We start from the raw sequence: 18,720 nt of genomic DNA on the forward strand, positions 1-18,720 counted from the left end.
CGGTGGGGGACATGAGCAGGGTGCGGGTGTCGGGCTGTGCCGCGTTGGTCCTGGCGCTCGTCGTGGCGCTGGCGGCCTGCTCGAACGAGCCGGTGGCTCCGCCGCCGCCCGCGCCGATACCGACCCCGCAGCCCGAGCCGACGCGGCTCGTGGTCGGCGTCGGGGCCGACGACATGGGTGCGGGCTTCAACCCGCACCTGCTGGCCCACCAGTCGCCGGTGACCACGGCGCTCGCCACGCTCGTGCTCCCGTCGGTGTTCCGGGCGGACGCCGACGGCACGATGCACCTCGACCAGACGATCGCGACGAGCGCCGAGGTCACCGCCACCGAGCCGTTCACGGTGAGCTACGAGCTCAACCTGGAGGCCTCCTGGTCGACGAACGCGCCGATCGCCGCCGAGGACTTCGTCTACCTGTGGGAGCAGATGCGCAGCCAGCCGGGCGTCGCCGACGCCGCCGGCTACCAGCTCATCACCGAGGTGCGCTCCCGCGCCGGTGGCAAGGCGGTCGACGTCGTGTTCTCCCACCCCTACCCGGCCTGGCAGCACCTGTTCTCCGACCTCCTGCCCGCCCACATCCTCAAGGACGCACCCGGTTCGTGGACCGGCGCGCTCACCGACGGCATCCCGGCGTCCGGCGGACCGTTCCGGGTGACCTCGGTCGACCGGGCCCGCGGCGAGGTGCTGCTCGCCCGCAACGACCTCTACTGGGACACGCCGACCGTGCTCGACGAGCTCCTGCTCCGCAGGATGGGGCCGCAGGAGCTGGCCCCCGCGCTGGCCGCGGGCGACGTCGACGTGGCACTGCCGGAGGCCGAGCCGGACGTCCGCACGGCGCTCGGCGGGGTGCAGCCCGCCCCCAAGCTGCAGCTGTCACCGGAGCCGATCGTGACGCAGCTGGGGATGCGCGCCGACGGTGGGCCGCTGGCCGACGCCCGTACCCGCCGCGGGATCGCGATGCTGCTGGACCGGGACGCGATCCGCGCCGCGGTGGCCCCCGAGGCGCTCGCGGCCGACGCGTTCGGGCTCGCGCCGTCGCAGCCCGGCTATGCGTCGACCGAGCCACCGGACACGCCGGTGCGCCACGACCCGGCCGCCGCGGCCCAGCTGCTCGCCAGCGCGGGCTGGAGCCGCGACCTCACGACCGGCCGGTGGGCCGTGGCGGGCGGCCCGGTGTCGCTCGTGATCGGGGCCGCGAACGACCGCGCGGAGGACGTCGACGTGGCCCGGGTCGTCGCGCAGCAGCTCGATGCGGCTGGCATCGACGTCACGCTGGTGGGCCCGTCCGCCGTGGAGCTGTTCGGGCAGGCCGCGGTGCCTGCGGTCCCGCCGAGCCCGAGCCCCACCCCGTCGCCGACGGCCCAGTCCGGGGGCCCGGCTGCCACCCCGACCCAGCCGGCGCCGGCGCCGACGCCGCCCGCCACGACGTCGGCCACCCCGGCCACCACCACCCCCGCACTGCCGCCCGCGCCCGGCGGGGTGCAGGTCGACCTCATGGTCCTGCCGCGCACGGTCGGCGGCGACCCGGGCACCGAGCTCGCCTCCGACTACGGCTGCCCGGCGCCCACCGCGCTGGTGCCCGATCCGCCGCGCCCGCCCACGGGGTTCTGCTTCCCCGCGCTGCGCCCGGCGCTGGACGAGCTCCTGTCCGCCACACCCCGCCCGGAGACGGCGGGGGCCGTGGAGCAGGTGCTCTGGGCGCAGCTGCCGTTCCTCCCGCTGTTCCAGCCCGTGAACCTCGTGGTGAGCACCCCCGCCGCCGACGCGGTGACCGGCATCGGGCCGGGCCCGCTCGCGTCCGGGCCGCTGACCGGCGCCCCGACGTGGCGGGTGCCTGCGGAGTGACCCAAGAGTAAGTTACCGGCAGGTAATGGGATGTTGTCGCTCCGTTCGGTTCCGGTCACCCTTTGGTCACGATCGAGTGGCGGCGGATGACGGGCGCGAAAGCGCTTCCTACCGTGCCCTGGGTCGGTGCGCCGGTTCCTCACATGGGCCGGGTTCCGCCGAGCCGGTGTGACGACGCCCGACCGGGGTCGGTCCAGCAGAGAGAGGTCAGGAAGTCCGATGAGGAGATCGAGGGCGGCATCGCTCGCCGCCATCGCGGCGGCGGCCACACTGGTGCTCGCGGCCTGCGGCGGGGGCGGCGGCGATGGTGGTGACGCCTCGGAGGGCGGGGTCTACCAGGACTGCAGCGCCGACCCCAACACCTGCAACGCCGTGCCGGCCGCGCAGCTGCAGAAGGGCGGCACGTTGACGTTCGCGATCGAGAAGAACATCTCGAACTGGAACATCAACTCCTCCGAGGGCAACGTCTTCGAGCCCGCTATGGCGATCAAGACGCTCCTGCCGTGGACCTTCACGACCACGCCGGACCTGAAGCAGGTGCTCAACGAGAACGTCTTCGTCTCGGCCGAGCAGACCAGCACCAGCCCCCAGACGATCGTCTACAAGATCAAGCCGGAGGCCGTCTGGAGCGACGGCACGCCGATCACGGCCGACGACTTCGTCTTCCAGTGGAAGACGATGAACGGCAAGGACTGCCCGGGGTGCGCCGCCGCCCAGAACGCGGGCTACAACCAGGTCCAGTCGATCACCGGCTCCGACGGCGGCAAGACCGTCACGATGGTGTTCGGCACGCCGTACGCCGACTGGAAGAACCTCTTCGCGTCCGGCACCCCGCTCTACCCGGCGCACGTCGGTGCCCAGCAGGGTGACCTGAACACGCCCGAGGGCCTCAAGGCGGCGTGGGACTGGTTCGGCGCCACCGCGCCGACCTACAGCGGCGGGCCCTACCAGGTGGACAACTGGCAGGACAACGTCGCGCTGACGCTCGTGCCGAACCCCAAGTGGTACGGCGCGGCGAAGCCGCCGCTCCAGCAGCTGGTCATCCGGGTGATCACGGAGGCGTCGCAGGAGCCGATCGCCCTGCAGAACGACGAGGTGCAGGTCATCTACCCGCAGCCGCAGGTCGACCTCGTGCAGCAGGTGCAGAACATCCCCGGCGTGTCCCAGTACCAGGGCCTCGGGCTCACCTGGGAGCACCTCGACCTGAACCTGAAGAACGAGTTCCTCGCCGACGAGCCGTTGCGCGACGCGATCTTCGCGGCCACCAACGTGCAGGCGATCATCGACTCGACCGTCGGCCAGTTCAACGAGGACGTCACGCCGCTCAAGAGCCACATGTTCGTGCCGGGCATCGACGGCTACGAGGACTACCTGCCGCCGGAACAGGGCAGCGGTGACGTCGAGCGCGCGCGCCAGATCCTCACCGACGCCGGCTACACGAACATCGCCGAGGGCCAGCAGCTGACCAGGCCGGACGGCCGCGCGGTGCCGCCGCTGCGGATCCGCTACACGGTCGGCAACGCGATCCGGCAGACCACGGTCGAGCTGATCCAGTCCCAGGTCCGGCCGCTCGGCATCAACCTGGAGATCGTGCCCACCGACGACCTCGGCGGCACCACCAGCAGCGGCGACTACGACCTGATCGTCTTCGCCTGGGTGCAGACGCCCGCGTCGTTCAGCAACGCCGAGCAGACCTGGAACAGCTCGTCGGAGAGCAACTACGGGCACTACAGCAACCCCGAGGTCGACCGGCTCATGCACGAGGCGGCCACGTCCACCGATCTGGGCCCGGCCCGCGACAAGCTCAACGAGGCAGGCCGGATCCTCGCGGAGGACTCCTACGTGCTGCCGCTGTACCAGAAGCCGACGATCATCGCGGCGAAGGACGACGTCGCGAACGTCCGGAACAACTCCTCGCTCGACGGTCCCACGTACAACGTCGAGGAGTGGGGGCTGCGCGCGGCAGGCTGAGATCCCCGCTCCGGGGCGGCCGCGGCTTCCGCGGCGGCCGCCCCGGGAGCGGCGTAGCCTGCCGACGACCCGCCGTACCCACCACCCGGAAGATCGCCCATGCTCGCCTTCGCCGTGCGGCGGATCGCGGTGTCGCTCCCGATCCTGCTGATCTCGTCGTTCATCGTCTTCATGCTCGCGTCGCTGTCGGGCAACCCGCTGTCGCCGCTGCTGAACCGCAACCCGCCGCCCCCGCCGGAGACGATCGCGCTCGAGGCCGAGCGGCTGCGCCTGGACCACCCGGTCCTCGAGCGGTACTGGATGTGGCTCAGCGGCCTCTTCCACGGTGACTTCGGCCCGTCGGTCCAGTCGAACCTCGACATCGGCAGCGAGGTGGCCGGGCGCTTCGTCGTCACGATCCGCCTGATCGCGATCGCGATGGTCCTGGCGCTCGTGCTCGCCGTCGTCGTCGGCGTGATCAGCGCGGTGAAGCAGTACTCGAAGACCGACTACACCGCCACGTTCCTCGGCTTCCTGTTCCTCGCGATGCCGGCGTTCTGGCTCGCGATCCTGCTCAAGCAGGCGGGGATCGACTTCAACAACGCCGTCGACAAGCAGGTCATCTACACGATCGGCGACTCGTCGGTGCCGCTCCCAGAGGGGTTCGGGGCACAGGTGGCCGACATCGCGGGGCACATGGTCCTGCCCACCATCTCGCTGGCGCTGATCTCCTACGCCGCGTGGAGCCGCTACCAGCGCGCCTCGATGCTCGAGGTGATGAACAGCGACTACGTGCGGCTCGCCAGGGCGAAGGGCCTGTCGCGGCAGCGCGTCATGATCAAGCACGCGCTGCGCAACGCGTTGATCCCGCTCACCACGGTCACCGCACTCGACCTGGCCTCCATCATCAGCGGCGCCGTGCTCACCGAGACCGTGTTCCAATGGCGGGGGATGGGCGATCTGCTGCTCACCGCCATCCACAACGACGACGTGTACGTCGTGATGGCGTGGCTGCTGGTCACCGCGACGGTGGTGATCGTGTTCAACCTGCTCGCCGACCTGCTCTACGCCGTCCTCGACCCCAGGATCCGTTATGCCTGAGACGCCCGTGACGGCGCCGTCGGCCGAACCCCGCACCGGGACGACGCCCGACCGCGAGTTCACCGTCGCCGAGCGCAGCCAGTTCCAGCTCGTGCTGCGCCGGTTCCTGCAGCACCGGCTGGCCGTCGGCAGCCTCGTCGTGCTCGTGCTGCTGATCCTGCTCGCCTACATCGGCGGCGCGCTGTGGAAGTACGACTTCGGCCAGTTCACGCCGGACAAGTCCGACGCGCCGTCGCTCGCCCACCCGTTCGGCACCGACGCCGCGGGCAAGGACCAGTTCGCGCAGGTGCTGCGCGGCACCCAGATCTCGCTGCAGATCGCCGTGCTCGTCGCGTTCTTCTCCACGGTCGTCGGCACGGTGTGGGGCGCGGTGGCCGGGTACTTCGGCGGGGTCACCGACACGATCCTCATGCGGATCTCCGACCTCGTCCTCACGCTGCCGCTGCTGGCCGTCGCGGCCATGCTCGCGCACAACTTCGGCGGCTCGTGGTGGCTGATCTCGGTGGTCATCGCCGGCCTGTACTGGGCGTACGTCTCCCGGGTGGCCCGCGGCGTGGTGCTCTCGCTGCGGGAGAAGGAGTTCATCGAGGCGGCGAAGGCGCTCGGCGCGAGCGATGTCCGGATCATCTTCCGGCACCTGGTGCCCAACGCGCTCGGGGCGATCATCGTCAACGCCACGATCCTCGTGGCGCTGGCGATCCTGCTGGAGACGTCGCTGTCCTACCTCGGCTTCGGTGTGCGCCCGCCGGACACCTCGCTCGGCATCCTCGTCAGCGAGGCGCAGACGGCGCTCACCACCCGGCCGTGGCTGTTCTACTTCCCCGGGCTGTTCATCATCCTGATCGCCCTGACCATCAACTTCATCGGCGACGGCCTGCGGGACGCGCTCGACCCGCAGCAGACGAAGGTGCGCGCATGACGGACGGCAGTGGGGAGGACCTGCTCGCGGTCGCCCAGACCGCGGGCGAGACGGCCCGCGCGTCCCACGACGTGGTGCTGGAGGTCGACGGCCTCACCGTCGGGTTCCCCACCGACGACGGACTCGTGCGGGCCGTCCGCGGCGTGAGCTACCGGCTGCGCCGGGGTGAGGTGCTCGGCATCGTCGGCGAGTCGGGTTCGGGGAAGTCGGTCACCTCGATGGCCGTGATGGGCCTGCTGCCGGGTTCGGCGCGGGTCGCGGGCTCGGTGCGGTTCGGCGGCAAGGAGCTGCTCGGCGCCCCGGACCCCGAGCTGGCCAAGATCCGCGGGCGGCGGATCGCGATGATCTTCCAGGACCCGATGACGTCGTTGAACCCGGTCTACACCATCGGGTACCAGATCGCGGAGGCGGTGCGCGCCCACCACGACGTCAGCAAGGACGCCGCGCTGAAGCGGGCCGCCGAGCTGCTGGAGATCGTGCGCATCCCCAACGCGAAGGCCCGGCTGGGCAGCTACCCGCACGAGCTCTCGGGCGGGATGCGGCAGCGCGTCGTCATCGCGATCGCGATGGCCAACGACCCGGACGTGATCATCGCCGACGAGCCGACCACCGCCCTCGACGTCACGGTGCAGGCGCAGATCCTCGACGCGCTCGACACCGCCCGTGAGGAGACCGGCGCCGCCATGGTGCTGATCACCCACGACCTCGGTGTGATCGCCGGGCGGGCCGACCGCGTCCTCGTGATGTACGCGGGCAAGCTCGTCGAGAGCGGCAGCGCCGAGGACGTGTTCTACACCCCGCGCATGCCGTACTCGCTCGGGCTGCTGGGCAGCCTGCCGCGGATCGACCGGCCGTCCGAGCGGCTCACCCCGATCCCCGGCGCCCCGCCGTCGCTGGTCAACATGCCGCCCGGGTGCCCGTTCACCCCGCGCTGCCCGCTGGCCCGGGAGATCTGCGACGAGGACGAGCCCGCGCTCGAACCGACCACCGACCCGGACCACACGGCGGCGTGCCACTTCTCCGACGAGCTGGTGGGGGTCGGGCCGGAGCAGCTGTTCGGCACGAGGGTCACCGACACGGCGGCGCTCGCCGAGTTCGTGCGCGAGACCGCCGCCCTCGACTCGACGACGGACACGCAGGACAACGCCTCATGACCGCCCCCGTCGCCGCGCCGCCCGTGCTGAGCGTGCGCAACCTCGTCAAGCACTTCCCGGTGCGTTCCCGCGGGCTGCTGCGCCGCCAGGTCGGGGAGGTGCACGCGGTCTGCGGCGTCTCGTTCGACCTCGCCGAGCAGGAGACCCTCGGCCTCGTCGGCGAATCCGGCTGCGGCAAGAGCACCACCGCGCGCGTGCTGCTGAACCTGCAGCCCGCGACGTCCGGGGAGGTGCACTACCAGGGCCGCGAGCTCACGTCGCTCTCCCGCTCCGACATGCGCACCCTGCGCCGCGACCTGCAGATCGTGTTCCAGGACCCGTACGCATCGCTCGACCCGCGGATGCCGGTCAACGAGATCATCGCCGAGCCGCTGCGCATCCACGGCCGCTACGGGGACGAGGGCCGCGCCGTCGTGCGCGACCTCCTGCGCACGGTGGGCCTCAAACCCGAGCACGGCAACCGGTTCCCGCACGAGTTCTCCGGCGGCCAGCGCCAGCGCATCGGCGTGGCGCGGGCGCTCGCGCTGCGGCCCAAGGTGCTGGTGCTCGACGAGCCGGTGTCCGCGCTCGACGTCTCCATCCAGGCGGGCGTGCTGAACCTGCTCGACGAGCTGCAGTCCGAGCTGGGCCTGTCCTACCTGTTCGTCTCGCACGACCTGTCCGTGGTGCGCCACATCGCCGACCGCATCGCGGTGATGTACCTGGGCACGATCGTCGAGACGGGCACCTCCGAGGAGCTGTTCGCGGGCCCCGCCCACCCCTACACCCAGGCGCTGATCTCCGCGATCCCGCTGCCCGACCCGCGCAAGGAGCGCGCCCGCGAGCGGATCACCGTGGTCGGCGACGTGCCCAGCCCGGCCGACCCGCCCAGCGGCTGCCGCTTCCGCACCCGCTGCCCCAAGTTCGCGAACGAGCTCAGCGAGTCCGAACGCAGTGCGTGCATCGAGCAGCCCCCGGAGCTGGTCGACCGGGGCCACGGCCACCCCGCGGCGTGCCACTACGCGGAGCGCAGGTCACTCCTGTAGGGGCGGCTACCCCACCATCAGGGCCGACGGCCGCGGGGCCAGGAAGTGGTCCAGGACCAGCTCGCCCGCGCCTTGCGCCGCCACGTGCTCGCCGACCGCGGATCCGGCCACGACGACGTCGTCCCTCGTCGCCACGAGCTCGGCCGAGACGAGCTCCGGGAGCACGGGGAGGAAGGTGTCGGACAGGCGGTTCCAGAGCGGTCCGCCGATCACGACCCGCGGCACGTCCAACAGGTTCACCAGCACCCCGAGGCCCACGGCTACCCGCGCCGCCGCGCGCCGCAGGATGCGTGTGGCGCCGCCGTTGCCCCCCGATGCGAGCCGGCACAGCTCCGTGCAGGAGTCGTCGATCGCGAGGTAGTCGTCGAGGTTCGGCAACGGGAGCAGACCCAGCCGTGCGGCCTGGATGACGAGCGCCTCGGGCACGCACGCCGCGGCGAGGCCGCCCCGCCGACCGAAGCCCTCGAGCTGCTCCGCGTCGGGGTCGACGATGATGTCGCCGATCTCGCCGATGTTGTTCGTCGTGCCGCGCAGCACCTGGTTCTCGACCACCACGGACGCCCCGACACCGGACCCCAGGTAGAGGAACACGAAGTCGGTCGAGGTGTCGTTCAGCGATCGCAGCTCCGCGGTGGCGGCCGCGGTCACGTCCTTGTCGAGGAGGACGGGCAGCCCCGTCGCGTCGTGCAGGTCCGCCCGGAGCTGGACGCCCCGCCAGTTGGGCAGCTGCGGCGGGTCGAGCACGACGCCCGCCCGGACGTCGAGCGGGCCCGGAGCGGCGATGCCGAGCCCGAGCACGCGGTCGCGATCCACACCCGCCTCCGCCATGAGCGCGGCCACGCGGTCCGCGATGAGCGACGTCACCTCGGTCGGGTGCGTCGCCTGCGGGGTGCGCAGCTGCTGCTGGCGCCGCACCTCGCCCGCGAGGTCGAGCAGCACGATCGTGAGGCGCGCCGGGTCGATGTGCACCCCGATCGAGAACGCGCCGTCGCCGTTGACGGCGAGGGGGATGCTCGGCCGTCCCCGCGCGCCGCCCTCCGGGGTGCTCTCGGAGATCAGGCGATCGTCGATCAGACGGCGGGTGATGTTCGAGATCGTCTGCGAGCTCAGCCCCGATCTGCGCTGCAGCTCGGCCCGGCTGACCCCGGGTGAGCGGCGGACCACGTCCAGGACCACGGCCTGGTTGAAGTCCGCGAGCCGGAGCTGGTTGCTGCCTCGGTGCACGACGACTTATCCCAACAGATCGAGGAACAGGAGCCAGCGGGTTGATGCGGGCCGACCCGGTTTCCTACGCCGAACCCGCTCGTCATCGGCCGATGTCCGCCGTCATGCTTGCACTTGCGGCGAGCTCCTGTCTACGCTGGCGCCACTTTTTCTCCCATCGGATGGATAAACTGGATGCGCAATCGTGCTGTGATCGCCATGGCGGCGTCCGCACTCGTGGTCAGTGGGCTCGCCGCGTGTTCGGGAGGTGACGCCGGGGGACCGGTGACGATCACGCTCCTCGAGTACCAGCAGGCCCGTGCCGACGCCGTCCAGGAGCTCATCCCCGAGTTCGAAGCCGCGATGGCGGCGAAGGGCGAAGATGTCGAGGTCGAGCTGGTCACCGACGTGCTCACCGACTCCCAGTTCCAGACGAAGATCACCCAGCAGCTCCACTCCGGCACGGCGCCGGATGTCATCGACATGGGCGGCAGCCACGTGACAGGGCTCGCGGGTGCGGGCTACCTGCTGGCGCTGGACGACCACCTGGCGGACTGGCCGGGCTGGGCGGAGTACTACCCGCAGGTCAAGGCGCAGGCCCAGCAGACCGACGGCCACACCTACTCCCTGCCGCACGAGGCGGGAGTGCAGAGCATCTTCTACCGCAAGGACGTGCTCGAAGGCCTCGGCGTCGACACGTCGCAGCCCAGGACGTGGGACGACCTGATCGGGCGGCTGAAGGCGATCACCGCGAAGACGGGACAACCCTCGATGCTGCTCCCGGCCGGTACCGCATGGGGTGGCGGAACCTGGTCAGAGGGGTTCCTGCCCATCGTCGCCGGCACCGGCAGCACGTTCTACGACCCGAACACCGGGACGTGGACGCTCTCGAGCGAGGGCCTGTCGGCCACGTTCGACCTCTACCACGAGCTCACGCAGGCCGGCCTGCTGCCGGTCCAGGACCTGCTCAACCCGAACCCGTGGGAACCGACGAAGTACGTCAAGTTCCCGGAGGGTTCGCTGCCGGTGGTCGCTCAGGGCACGTGGGGCTGGCGCTACGACTGGGGTCCCGAGGGCGCCGCACCCATCGAGGACGTGCAGAACAAGGTCGCGACGTGGGACTACCCGGCGCTGGTGCCGGGCACCGAGCCGTACTCGGTGAGCGGGGGCGGTTTCGCGTACGGCGTGAACGCGGAGACGGAGCACGCCGACGCCGCGGTCGAGCTCGCCCAGTGGCTGAGCTCGGGCAGTGCCCTCGCCCGCCAGCTCGTCGCGATCGGTGCGGCGGCGCCGCGTTCCGGGATCTCCGACCTCGAGCCGTACAAGGACGAGCCGACCTTGCTCGACGCCGAGGAGAAGCTCAAGACGAGCGTGGACGCGCCGGAAGGTGACGGCGCCGACCAGGTGTCCCAGGCAGCACAGAACGCGACCGAGCAGATCCTCATCGGCAAGGCCGACGGTGCCGGGGCGGCGTCGTCGTTCGCGAGCGACGCCGCCGACCTGCTCGGCCCCGGCCTGGTGGCGAAATGACCTCTCCCGGCGCGGCCCGGGTTCGGCAGGGCGGCAACCTGGCGCTGTTGCTGGGGCCGTCGGTGCTGCTCATCGGCGTCTTCGTCGTCGCACCGACCGGTTACGGGCTCTACCTCAGCTTCACCAACACCCAGCTCACCGGGTTCGCGGCCAGGAACCCGCAGTACGTCGGCCTCGACAACTACTCCTACCTGCTCGGCTCCGACGACTTCCTGGAGTCGCTGGGGCACACGGGAAACTTCGTGCTCTGGTCGGCGATCATCGGCCAGACCGTGCTCGGGATGCTCGCCGCCCTCCTGCTGGGCCGCAAGTGGCTGCGCGGCAAGGGCCTGTTCGGTGCCGCGGTGCTGCTCCCGATGGTGGTGCCCGAGGTCGTGGCGTCGCTGACCTGGGCCAGCGTGCTCTCCCCGCGCGACGACGGCACGCTGAACCGGCTGATCGGCCTGTTCGGCGCCGGCCCGGTGGCGGCGCTGCAGGAAGCCCCCATGCTCTGCATCGTCGTCGTCAACATCTGGCGCGGCATCGCGTTCGCGATGATCATGTTCCAGGCCGCATTGGAGGACGTCCCCGACGAGCTCGTCGAGGCGTCCCGGATCGACGGGGCGAGCGCCGTGCAGGTCTTCCGCTACGTCACGCTGCCCCTCATCCGCGGGCCGGTGTTCCTCTACCTGCTGCTGACCACGATCACCACGGTCGGCGTGTTCGGACTGGTCTACTTCCTCACGCAGGGCGGGCCGGGCGCCGCGACGCAGCTGACCTCGATCTACATCTTCGAGCGGGCGTTCCAGTACTCGCAGATCGGGCTCGGCAGCGCGGCGTCGGTCATCCTGCTCGTCGTCCTCCTCGTGCTCGGGCTCACCTACGTCCGGCTCGCGAAGGTGGACGTGTGACCGCCACAGCGGAGCGCGTCGCACCACCACGCCAGTACGTCCGTGCCCGGGGGCAGCTGCCTGCGCTGACGGTCGTGCAGCGCACGCTCCAGTACGTCCTCATCGCGCTGGTCGCGCTGTTCTGCGTGGTGCCGTTCGCATGGGTGGTGCTGAGCGCCGTCGACGCCGACGCCGGCCCGACCGTCCGGACCCCGGCGTTCACCCTCACCAACTTCGTGCGCTTCTTCACCGAGGCCGGGACCCCGCGGTTGCTGTTCAACAGCCTCGTCATCGCGATCGCAGCCACGGCCCTCAACCTCGCGGTCGGCCTCCTCGGCGCCTACGCGCTGTCGCGCTTCCGCTTCCGCGGCCGCAGGCTCTTCATGTTCTCGATCCTGCTCATCCGGGTGATCCCGGCGCCGGCGACGTTCGTGGCGCTCTACCTGCTGATGGTGAAGATCCATCTCGACGACGGCTACCTGGGCCTGATCCTGGTGGAGGCCGCCACCGCGCTGCCGGTGACCCTCTGGCTGTTGAAGGGCACGATCGACGCCATCCCGTTCGAGCTCGAGGAAGCGGCCTGGATGGACGGGAGCACCCGGCTCGGGGCGATCCGCACGATCGTCCTCCCGCTGGTCGGGCCGGGGCTCGGGGCTGCTGCGATGCTCACCTTCATGGCGGTGTGGGGCGACTTCCTGACTCCGCTGGTGCTCCTCCAGTCGCCACAGCTCTACCCGTTGTCGATCGGCCTGTTCCGCGCCTTCAGCGCGTTCAACCAGGTGGACTGGGGGGTGCTCGCGGCGAGCGCCCTCATCTACATGGTCCCTCCGACGATCGTCTACGTCCTGCTCCGCCGCTACCTCCTCCGTTCGAGCCTCGGCGGCGCCCTCAAGGGCTGACCCGACGGGCTGCAGCTCCTCCACTTCCGAGGGACGACACACGACTGTGGTTGACGACTCCAATCCGCACGGCCGCTCGCAGCTCGACGCGGTCCAGCTCGCGATGCTGCGGGTACGACGCTTCACCAGGTTCCGCGTCAGGCCCGCGGTCTACCGGGACTCCCGCCCGGTCGAGGTCGCGGCGTGGGCGGTCGGCGGGGAGCCCGTGCCGTTCGCGCACGCGGCGGCGCAGCGGTTCGAGCCGTTCGCGCTCGGTCGCGCGTGGGGACGGCCGTGGGACACTGTCTGGTTCGACGTGCGCGGCGAGGTCCCCGCCGACTGGGATCCGGCCGAGACCGAGCTCGTCGTCGACCTCGGGTTCACCGGCGACCAGGCCGGGTTCCAGGCGGAGGCCACGGCCTACCGGCCGGACGGCACGATCGTCAAGGCGATCGAGCCGCTCAACGCGTGGGTCCCGCTCCCCGGGCCGGGCCCGTTCCGCCTGCTGATCGAGGCGGCGGCGAACCCCGTCATCCAGACGCCGTACGAGTACGAGCCGACGGTGCTGGGGGACCGGGCGACGGCGGGTGACGCGTTCCAGTACCGCCTCACCGAGCTGTCGGTGGCGCGCCGCGACCTGACGGTGTGGGAGCTGCTGCAGGACGTCGTGACCCTCGACGGTCTCGTCGACGTGCTGCCCGCACACGGTGCCCGGCGCGCCGAGATCGTGCACGCGCTCGAGCGCATGGTCGACGTCATGGACCCCGACGACGTCCCCGGCACCGCGGCGCGGGGGCGCGAGGTGCTGGCCCCGGTCCTGCGCAGTGGGGCCGCCGAGAGCTCGTTGATCGTGTCCGCCGTCGGGCACGCCCACATCGACTGCGCCTGGCTCTGGCCGGTCCGCGAGACCGTGCGGAAGGTCGCGCGGACCTTCGCCAACGTGCTCGACCTCGTCGAACGCCACCCCGGGTTCGTGTTCGCCGCGTCCTCGGCCCAGCAGTACGCCTGGCTCAGGGAGAGCCGGCCGGAGCTCTTCGAGCGCGTCCGCAAGGCCGTGGTCGCGGGCCGCATCCGACCGGTGGGCGGGATGTGGGTCGAGTCCGACACCAACATGCCAGGTGGCGAGGCGCTCGCACGGCAGTTCGTGCTCGGGAAGCGGTTCTTCCTCGAGGAGTTCGGGGTCGACAGCGAGGAGGCGTGGCTGCCCGACTCGTTCGGCTACACCGCCGCGCTCCCGCAGATCGTGCGGGCGGCGGGCGCCCGCTACTTCCTCACCCAGAAGCCGTCCTGGAACACGACGAACGCGATGCCGCACTCGAGCTTCCTCTGGGAGGGCATCGACGGGTCGCGCGTGTTCACCCACTTCCCGCCGGCGGAGACCTACAACTCCGATCTCGGCGCCCAGGACCTGGCGCGCACGGAGCGCGTGTTCCGGCAGAAGGGCGCGGCCCGGCACGTGCTCGGCCTGTTCGGGTGGGGTGACGGCGGCGGTGGGCCCACCCGGGAGATGCTCGCGGCCGCCGAGCGCAAGGAGGACCTCGACGGGTCCCCGCGCGTCCGGCTGGGCAACCCGCAGGACTTCTTCGCCGCGGCCGAGGCGGAACTGCCCGCCCCGCCGGTGTGGGTGGGCGAGATGTACCTCGAGCTGCACCGCGGCACGCTGACCTCGCAGCACCGCGGCAAGCACGGTAACCGGCGCAGCGAGGCCCTGCTCCGCGAGGCCGAGCTGTGGGCGGCCACCGCGGCCGTCCGGCACGGCACCCCGTACCCGTACGACGCGCTCGAGCGGGCCTGGCAGGTCGTGCTCCTGCAGCAGTTCCACGACATCCTGCCCGGGACCTCGATCGCCTGGGTGCACGCGGAGGCGGAGCGCAACTACCAGCGGGTGGCCGCGGACCTGACCACGCTGATCGACACCTCCCTCGCCGTGCTCGGCGCTGGCGGCGACAGCCCGGTCGCCGCCAACGCCGGGCCGTACACCCATGACGGCGTAACCGGCCTGGGCATCGGTCCGGTGAGCGAGCCCGCCGTCGCGCGCCCGCGCCCCGACGGCGACCGGATCGTGCTCGCGGACGACCGGCTGCGCATCCAGGTCGACCGGCGCGGCACGCTCGTCTCCGTCGTCGACCGCGCCGCGGACCGCGAGCTGCTGCCCGCGGGACTCGCCGGCGGCGTCCTGCAGCTCTTCCGCGACACCCCGCGGGAGTGGGACGCGTGGGACATCGACGACGAGGACAAGCGCAGCGGGCGCGACCTCGTGGAGCCGGTGTCGGTCGACGTCGTCGACGACTCCGTCGTGGTCCGCCACGTGCTGGGGGGCACGACGATCGAGGCCACCATCCGGCTGGTGGACGGGCGCGTCGAGTACGGCTTCGAGATCGACTGGCACGAGTCGCAGAAGCTGCTCAAGCTCGCGTTCCCGCTCGACGTGCGGGCCGACCGGGCGACCTCGGAGATCCAGTTCGGGCACCTCCACCGCCCGATCCACCAGAACACCTCCTGGGACACGGCGCGGTTCGAGACCGTCGCCCATCGCTGGATCCACGTCGGCGAGCCCGGGTACGGCGTGGCCATCGCCAACAACGTGGTCTACGGCCACGACGTCCGGAGCGGCCAGGCCCCCGACGGCCGGCCGCTGACGACGGCGCGCCTGTCGCTCCTGCGGGCCCCGCGCTACCCCGACCCGTCCGCGGACCAGGGCCGCCACTCGTTCACCGTCAGCCTCCGGCCCGGCGGGATCCCGGAGGCGATCGCCGACGGGTACGCCCGGCAGCTGCCGCCGCGAGTCACCCGGGGCCGGCCGGCCGAGCCGCTGCTCGAGGTCACCGACCCGGCCGTCGTCGTCGAGAGCGTCAAGCTCGCCGAGGACCGATCCGGCGACCTCGTCGTGCGCCTCTACGAGGCACACGGCAACCGCTCCCGCGCGAGCGTGCGGACGTCGTTCGGCTGGAGCGGGGCCGTGGCCACCGACCTGCTCGAGCGCCCGGTGGCGGGCGACGCCGTCCGCCGGGTGCAGCCCGGCGCAGGGGCCGATCTGGAGCTGCGTCCCTTCGAGCTGCTGACCCTGCGGTTCCGTGACCCCCGACCCTGAGAGGAACCAACGCGTGCCCGTCGACGAGACGCAGCAGCCCCGCCCGGAGTACCCGCGGCCGCAGTTCCGCCGCGACCGGTGGCTGAACCTGAACGGCCGCTGGGGCTTCGAGATCGACCGCGGGGACAGCGGGCTCGACCGCGGCCTGCGGGACCGGCCGTTGGCCGCGGAGATCCTGGTGCCGTTCGCGCCCGAGAGCGCGCTGTCCGGGATCGACGAACAGGACTTCATGCGCGCCGTCTGGTACCGGCGCACGGTCACCGTCCCGCCGGAGTGGCGCGGCAGCCGGGTGCTGCTGCACTTCGGTGCGGTCGACCACGACACCACGGTCTGGGTGGACGGCGTCGAGGTCGGCCGGCACCGGGGAGGTTTCTCCGGCTTCACGTTCGACATCACCGACGTCGCCCGGCCGGGTGACGAGGTGCCGCTGGTGGTGCGGGCCCGGGACGAGCCGGACGCGATGCAGGCGCGCGGCAAGCAGTCCCGCGACTACGCCCCGCGGGCGGCGAAGTACCGGCGGACGACCGGGATCTGGCAGACGGTGTGGATGGAGCCCGTACCGCCGACCGCGATCCGGCGCCCCCGCATCACCCCCAACGTCGCAGGCCGGTCGCTCGACGTGGAGGTTCCGCTCTCGGCGAACCTCCGCGGCGGCGCCGTCCGCGTGACGGTGTCGGACGACGCGGGCGAGGTCGTCACCGGGGAGGTCCGCGCCGACCTCGACCTGGCGCCCCGGATGAGCCTCGCGCTGCCGCAGGAGCGGGTCCGCCACTGGTCGCCGACCGATCCCTTCCTCTACGACCTGCGCTTCGAGCTGCGGGACGGGGACGGGCACCCGGTCGACGAGGTCGTGTCGTACGCGGGCCTGCGGAGCGTCGCGATCACCGGCAAGGAGATCAGGCTCAACGGTGAGGTCGTCTTCCAGCGGCTGGTTCTCGACCAGGGCTGGTACCCGGACGGGCTGATGACCGCGCCGAGCGACGCCGACCTCGTCCGCGACATCGAGCTCGCCCTCGCGGCGGGCTTCAACGGTGCGCGCCTGCACCAGAAGGTCTTCGAGGAGCGGTTCCTGCACCACGCGGACCGCATGGGCTACCTCGTGTGGGGCGAGTTCGGCGACTGGGGGTGCAACACCGAGCAGGGCGAGACCACGAACCAGCAGCCCGACGCGTCGTACGTCCAGGAGTGGCTCGAGGTGCTGGAGCGCGACCACTCCCACCCCTCGATCGTCGGCTGGTGCCCGATGAACGAGACCTGGCAGGCCTACGGCGACCGCATCACCGCCCTGGACGACGTGATGCGCGGGATGTTCCTCGCCACCAAGGCGTCCGACACGTCGCGCCCGGTCCTGGACACGTCGGGCTACGCACACCGGGTCGCGGAGTCCGACGTCTTCGACAGCCACGACTACGAGCAGGACCCGCAGGTGTTCGCGGCGAACCACGCGCGCCTCGCCCAGGGCGACCCGTACGTGAACCGGTCCGACGGCACCGGCGAGTCGTGGTCGATCGCCTACCGCGGGCAGCCCTTCTTCGTCAGCGAGTTCGGCGGGATCTGGTGGAACCCCGACGAGGCAGGGCGCCCGCAGTCGGCGAGCGGGTCCTGGGGGTACGGGGACCGGGTGCGCGACCTCGAGGAGTTCTACGCCCGCTTCGAGGGGCTGGTCGCGGTGCTGCTCGACGACCCGGACATGTTCGGGTACTGCTACACGCAGCTGACGGACGTGTTCCAGGAGCAGAACGGCATCGTCCGGTTCGACCGTACGCACAAGCTCGACCTGGCGCGGATCCGCGCCGCCCAGGCGCGCCCGGCCGCGATCGAGCGGCGATGAGACCGAACGTCCTCGTCCTCTACGCGGACGACCTCGGCTGGGGCGACGTCGGGTGCTTCGGGGCCGACGACGTGGCCACCCCGCACCTCGACCGCCTGTGCGCGTCCGGCGCCCGGCTCCCGCAGTGGTACTCCAACTCGCCGGTCTGCTCGCCGTCCCGGGCGTCGTTGCTGACGGGGCGCTACCCCGCCCGTGCCGGTGTCGAGACGATCCTGGGCGGAGACCGCAGGACGCGCGGCCTGCCCCGTCAGGAGACGCTGGCGACGGCGCTGCGCCGCCGGGGCTACCGGACCGGGGTGTTCGGGAAGTGGCACCTCGGGGTGGACCACGAGTTCAGCCCGCTGAGGTACGGGTTCGACGAGAGCTTCGGTTTCCGCGCCGGCTGCGTGGACTACTACTCCCACATCTACTACTGGGGTGCGCACAACCCCGTCCACGACCTCTGGGACGGCGACCAGGAGGTGTGGCACAACGGCGACTACCTGACCACCGTGCTCGGGGAACGCGCCTCGGAGTTCGTCGCGCGGGACGACCCCCGGCCGTTCTTCTGCTACGTCCCCTTCAACGCGCCGCACTACCCGATGCACGCCCCGGCCGAGTACGTGGACCGGTTCACGCAGCTGCCCGACGGTCGCCGGATCACCGCGGCGATGGTCGCCGCGATGGACGACGCGATCGGCCGGATCCTCGACACCCTCGACGAGTGCGGCCTGCGCGAGGACACGTTCGTCTTCTTCTCCTCGGACAACGGGCCGTCGGCGGAGAGCCGGAACTGGCTCGACGGCGAGGAGGTCTCCTACGACGGCGGCTCCACCGGCGGGCTCCGCGGGACGAAGGGGTCCTTGTTCGAGGGCGGGATCCGGGTGCCGTCGCTGGTGTCGTGGCCGCGCAGGCTGGCCGCCGGGGTCGACGTCCCGGGCGTGGGCGTCATGATGGACCTGCTTCCCACGATCCTCGACGCCGTCGACGGCGGGCCGCCGGAACTCGACGACGTCGACGGCCGCTCGCTGCTGGCCGCCCTCGAGCGGCCGAGCGCCAAGGCCGACGACCGGGCGATCTTCTGGGCGCACGACGGCCAGTGGGCGGTCCGCCGAGGTCGGTTCAAGCGCGTTCACCACCCCCACGAGGGAATGACCCCGCCCGCCGTCCTGGACCGCGCGCTCTTCGACCTCGACGCGGACCCCGCGGAGACGACCGACGTCTCGGCGCGCTTCCCGGCGGCGGCCGAAGGCCTGGACGGTGAACTGGAGCAGTTCCGCCACCAGCACGAGAAGTGGGCCGGCACAGAGCGTTCCAGCCGTACGAGTGGCACATCCGTCCGATAG

13 protein-coding genes are annotated in these 18,720 nt (G+C 71.6%); 12 read left to right on the forward strand and 1 reads right to left on the reverse strand.

Translation table 11 applies throughout. The annotated features are described in order from the left end of the window. The first annotated feature begins 11 nt into the window (after positions 1 to 11). The 6 genes from ABEA81_RS19115 to ABEA81_RS19140 all read left to right on the forward strand — a co-directional run bounded on the left by ABEA81_RS19115 (position 12) and on the right by ABEA81_RS19140 (position 7,993). Entirely contained in the window at positions 12 to 1,844 is a 1,833-nt protein-coding gene (locus ABEA81_RS19115) for an ABC transporter family substrate-binding protein (protein ID WP_345606543.1), read from the forward strand. 219 nt (positions 1,845 to 2,063) lie between these two features. Beyond that, the gene (locus ABEA81_RS19120; RefSeq protein ID WP_345606545.1) at positions 2,064 to 3,815 is read left to right on the forward strand and encodes an ABC transporter family substrate-binding protein; all 1,752 of its coding nucleotides are present in this window, start codon (positions 2,064 to 2,066) and stop codon (positions 3,813 to 3,815) included. Between the two features lie 99 nt (positions 3,816 to 3,914). After that, complete coding sequence (locus ABEA81_RS19125) at positions 3,915 to 4,895, forward strand: ABC transporter permease (RefSeq protein WP_345606546.1); 981 nt, start codon at positions 3,915 to 3,917, stop codon at positions 4,893 to 4,895. Then, positions 4,888 to 5,814 carry an ABC transporter permease gene (locus ABEA81_RS19130; RefSeq protein ID WP_345606548.1) on the forward strand — a complete coding sequence of 309 codons (927 nt, stop codon included), beginning with the start codon at positions 4,888 to 4,890 and terminating at the stop codon, positions 5,812 to 5,814. Before ABEA81_RS19125 ends, ABEA81_RS19130 begins: the two co-directional genes overlap by 8 nt. Further along, the gene (locus tag ABEA81_RS19135) at positions 5,811 to 6,968 is read left to right on the forward strand and encodes an ABC transporter ATP-binding protein (protein ID WP_345606550.1); all 1,158 of its coding nucleotides are present in this window, start codon (positions 5,811 to 5,813) and stop codon (positions 6,966 to 6,968) included. The genes ABEA81_RS19130 and ABEA81_RS19135 overlap by 4 nt, the downstream gene beginning before the upstream one ends. Next, positions 6,965 to 7,993, forward strand: coding sequence for an ABC transporter ATP-binding protein (locus tag ABEA81_RS19140; RefSeq protein WP_345606551.1), 1,029 nt, complete (start codon positions 6,965 to 6,967; stop codon positions 7,991 to 7,993). The genes ABEA81_RS19135 and ABEA81_RS19140 overlap by 4 nt, the downstream gene beginning before the upstream one ends. Before the next feature lie 6 nt (positions 7,994 to 7,999). Here the strand turns inward: ABEA81_RS19140 and ABEA81_RS19145 are convergent, their stop codons facing one another. Next, positions 8,000 to 9,217, reverse strand: coding sequence for an ROK family transcriptional regulator (locus tag ABEA81_RS19145; protein ID WP_345606552.1), 1,218 nt, complete (start codon positions 9,215 to 9,217; stop codon positions 8,000 to 8,002). 264 nt (positions 9,218 to 9,481) lie between these two features. Here ABEA81_RS19145 and ABEA81_RS19150 point away from each other — a divergent pair, with 264 nt between their 5' ends. From ABEA81_RS19150 to ABEA81_RS19175, 6 genes are read left to right on the forward strand one after another with little or no spacing between them, the layout of a single operon-like run. After that, entirely contained in the window at positions 9,482 to 10,726 is a 1,245-nt protein-coding gene (locus ABEA81_RS19150; RefSeq protein ID WP_345606553.1) for an extracellular solute-binding protein, read from the forward strand. Then, the gene (locus ABEA81_RS19155) at positions 10,723 to 11,616 is read left to right on the forward strand and encodes a carbohydrate ABC transporter permease (protein WP_345606554.1); all 894 of its coding nucleotides are present in this window, start codon (positions 10,723 to 10,725) and stop codon (positions 11,614 to 11,616) included. Before ABEA81_RS19150 ends, ABEA81_RS19155 begins: the two co-directional genes overlap by 4 nt. Next, a complete protein-coding gene (locus ABEA81_RS19160; protein WP_345606555.1) occupies positions 11,613 to 12,494 on the forward strand; it encodes a carbohydrate ABC transporter permease in 882 nt (293 codons plus the stop codon). The genes ABEA81_RS19155 and ABEA81_RS19160 overlap by 4 nt, the downstream gene beginning before the upstream one ends. A gap of 46 nt (positions 12,495 to 12,540) precedes the next feature. After that, positions 12,541 to 15,564, forward strand: a complete 3,024-nt coding sequence (locus tag ABEA81_RS19165; RefSeq protein ID WP_345606557.1) for an alpha-mannosidase — start codon at positions 12,541 to 12,543, stop codon at positions 15,562 to 15,564. Positions 15,565 to 15,577: 13 nt separating this feature from the next. Next, positions 15,578 to 17,395, forward strand: a complete 1,818-nt coding sequence (locus ABEA81_RS19170) for a glycoside hydrolase family 2 protein (RefSeq protein WP_345606558.1) — start codon at positions 15,578 to 15,580, stop codon at positions 17,393 to 17,395. After that, a complete protein-coding gene (locus ABEA81_RS19175) occupies positions 17,392 to 18,720 on the forward strand; it encodes a sulfatase-like hydrolase/transferase (protein ID WP_345606559.1) in 1,329 nt (442 codons plus the stop codon). The genes ABEA81_RS19170 and ABEA81_RS19175 overlap by 4 nt, the downstream gene beginning before the upstream one ends.

Source organism: Pseudonocardia adelaidensis, assembly GCF_039543345.1.
Lineage (GTDB): Bacteria > Actinomycetota > Actinomycetes > Mycobacteriales > Pseudonocardiaceae > Pseudonocardia > Pseudonocardia adelaidensis.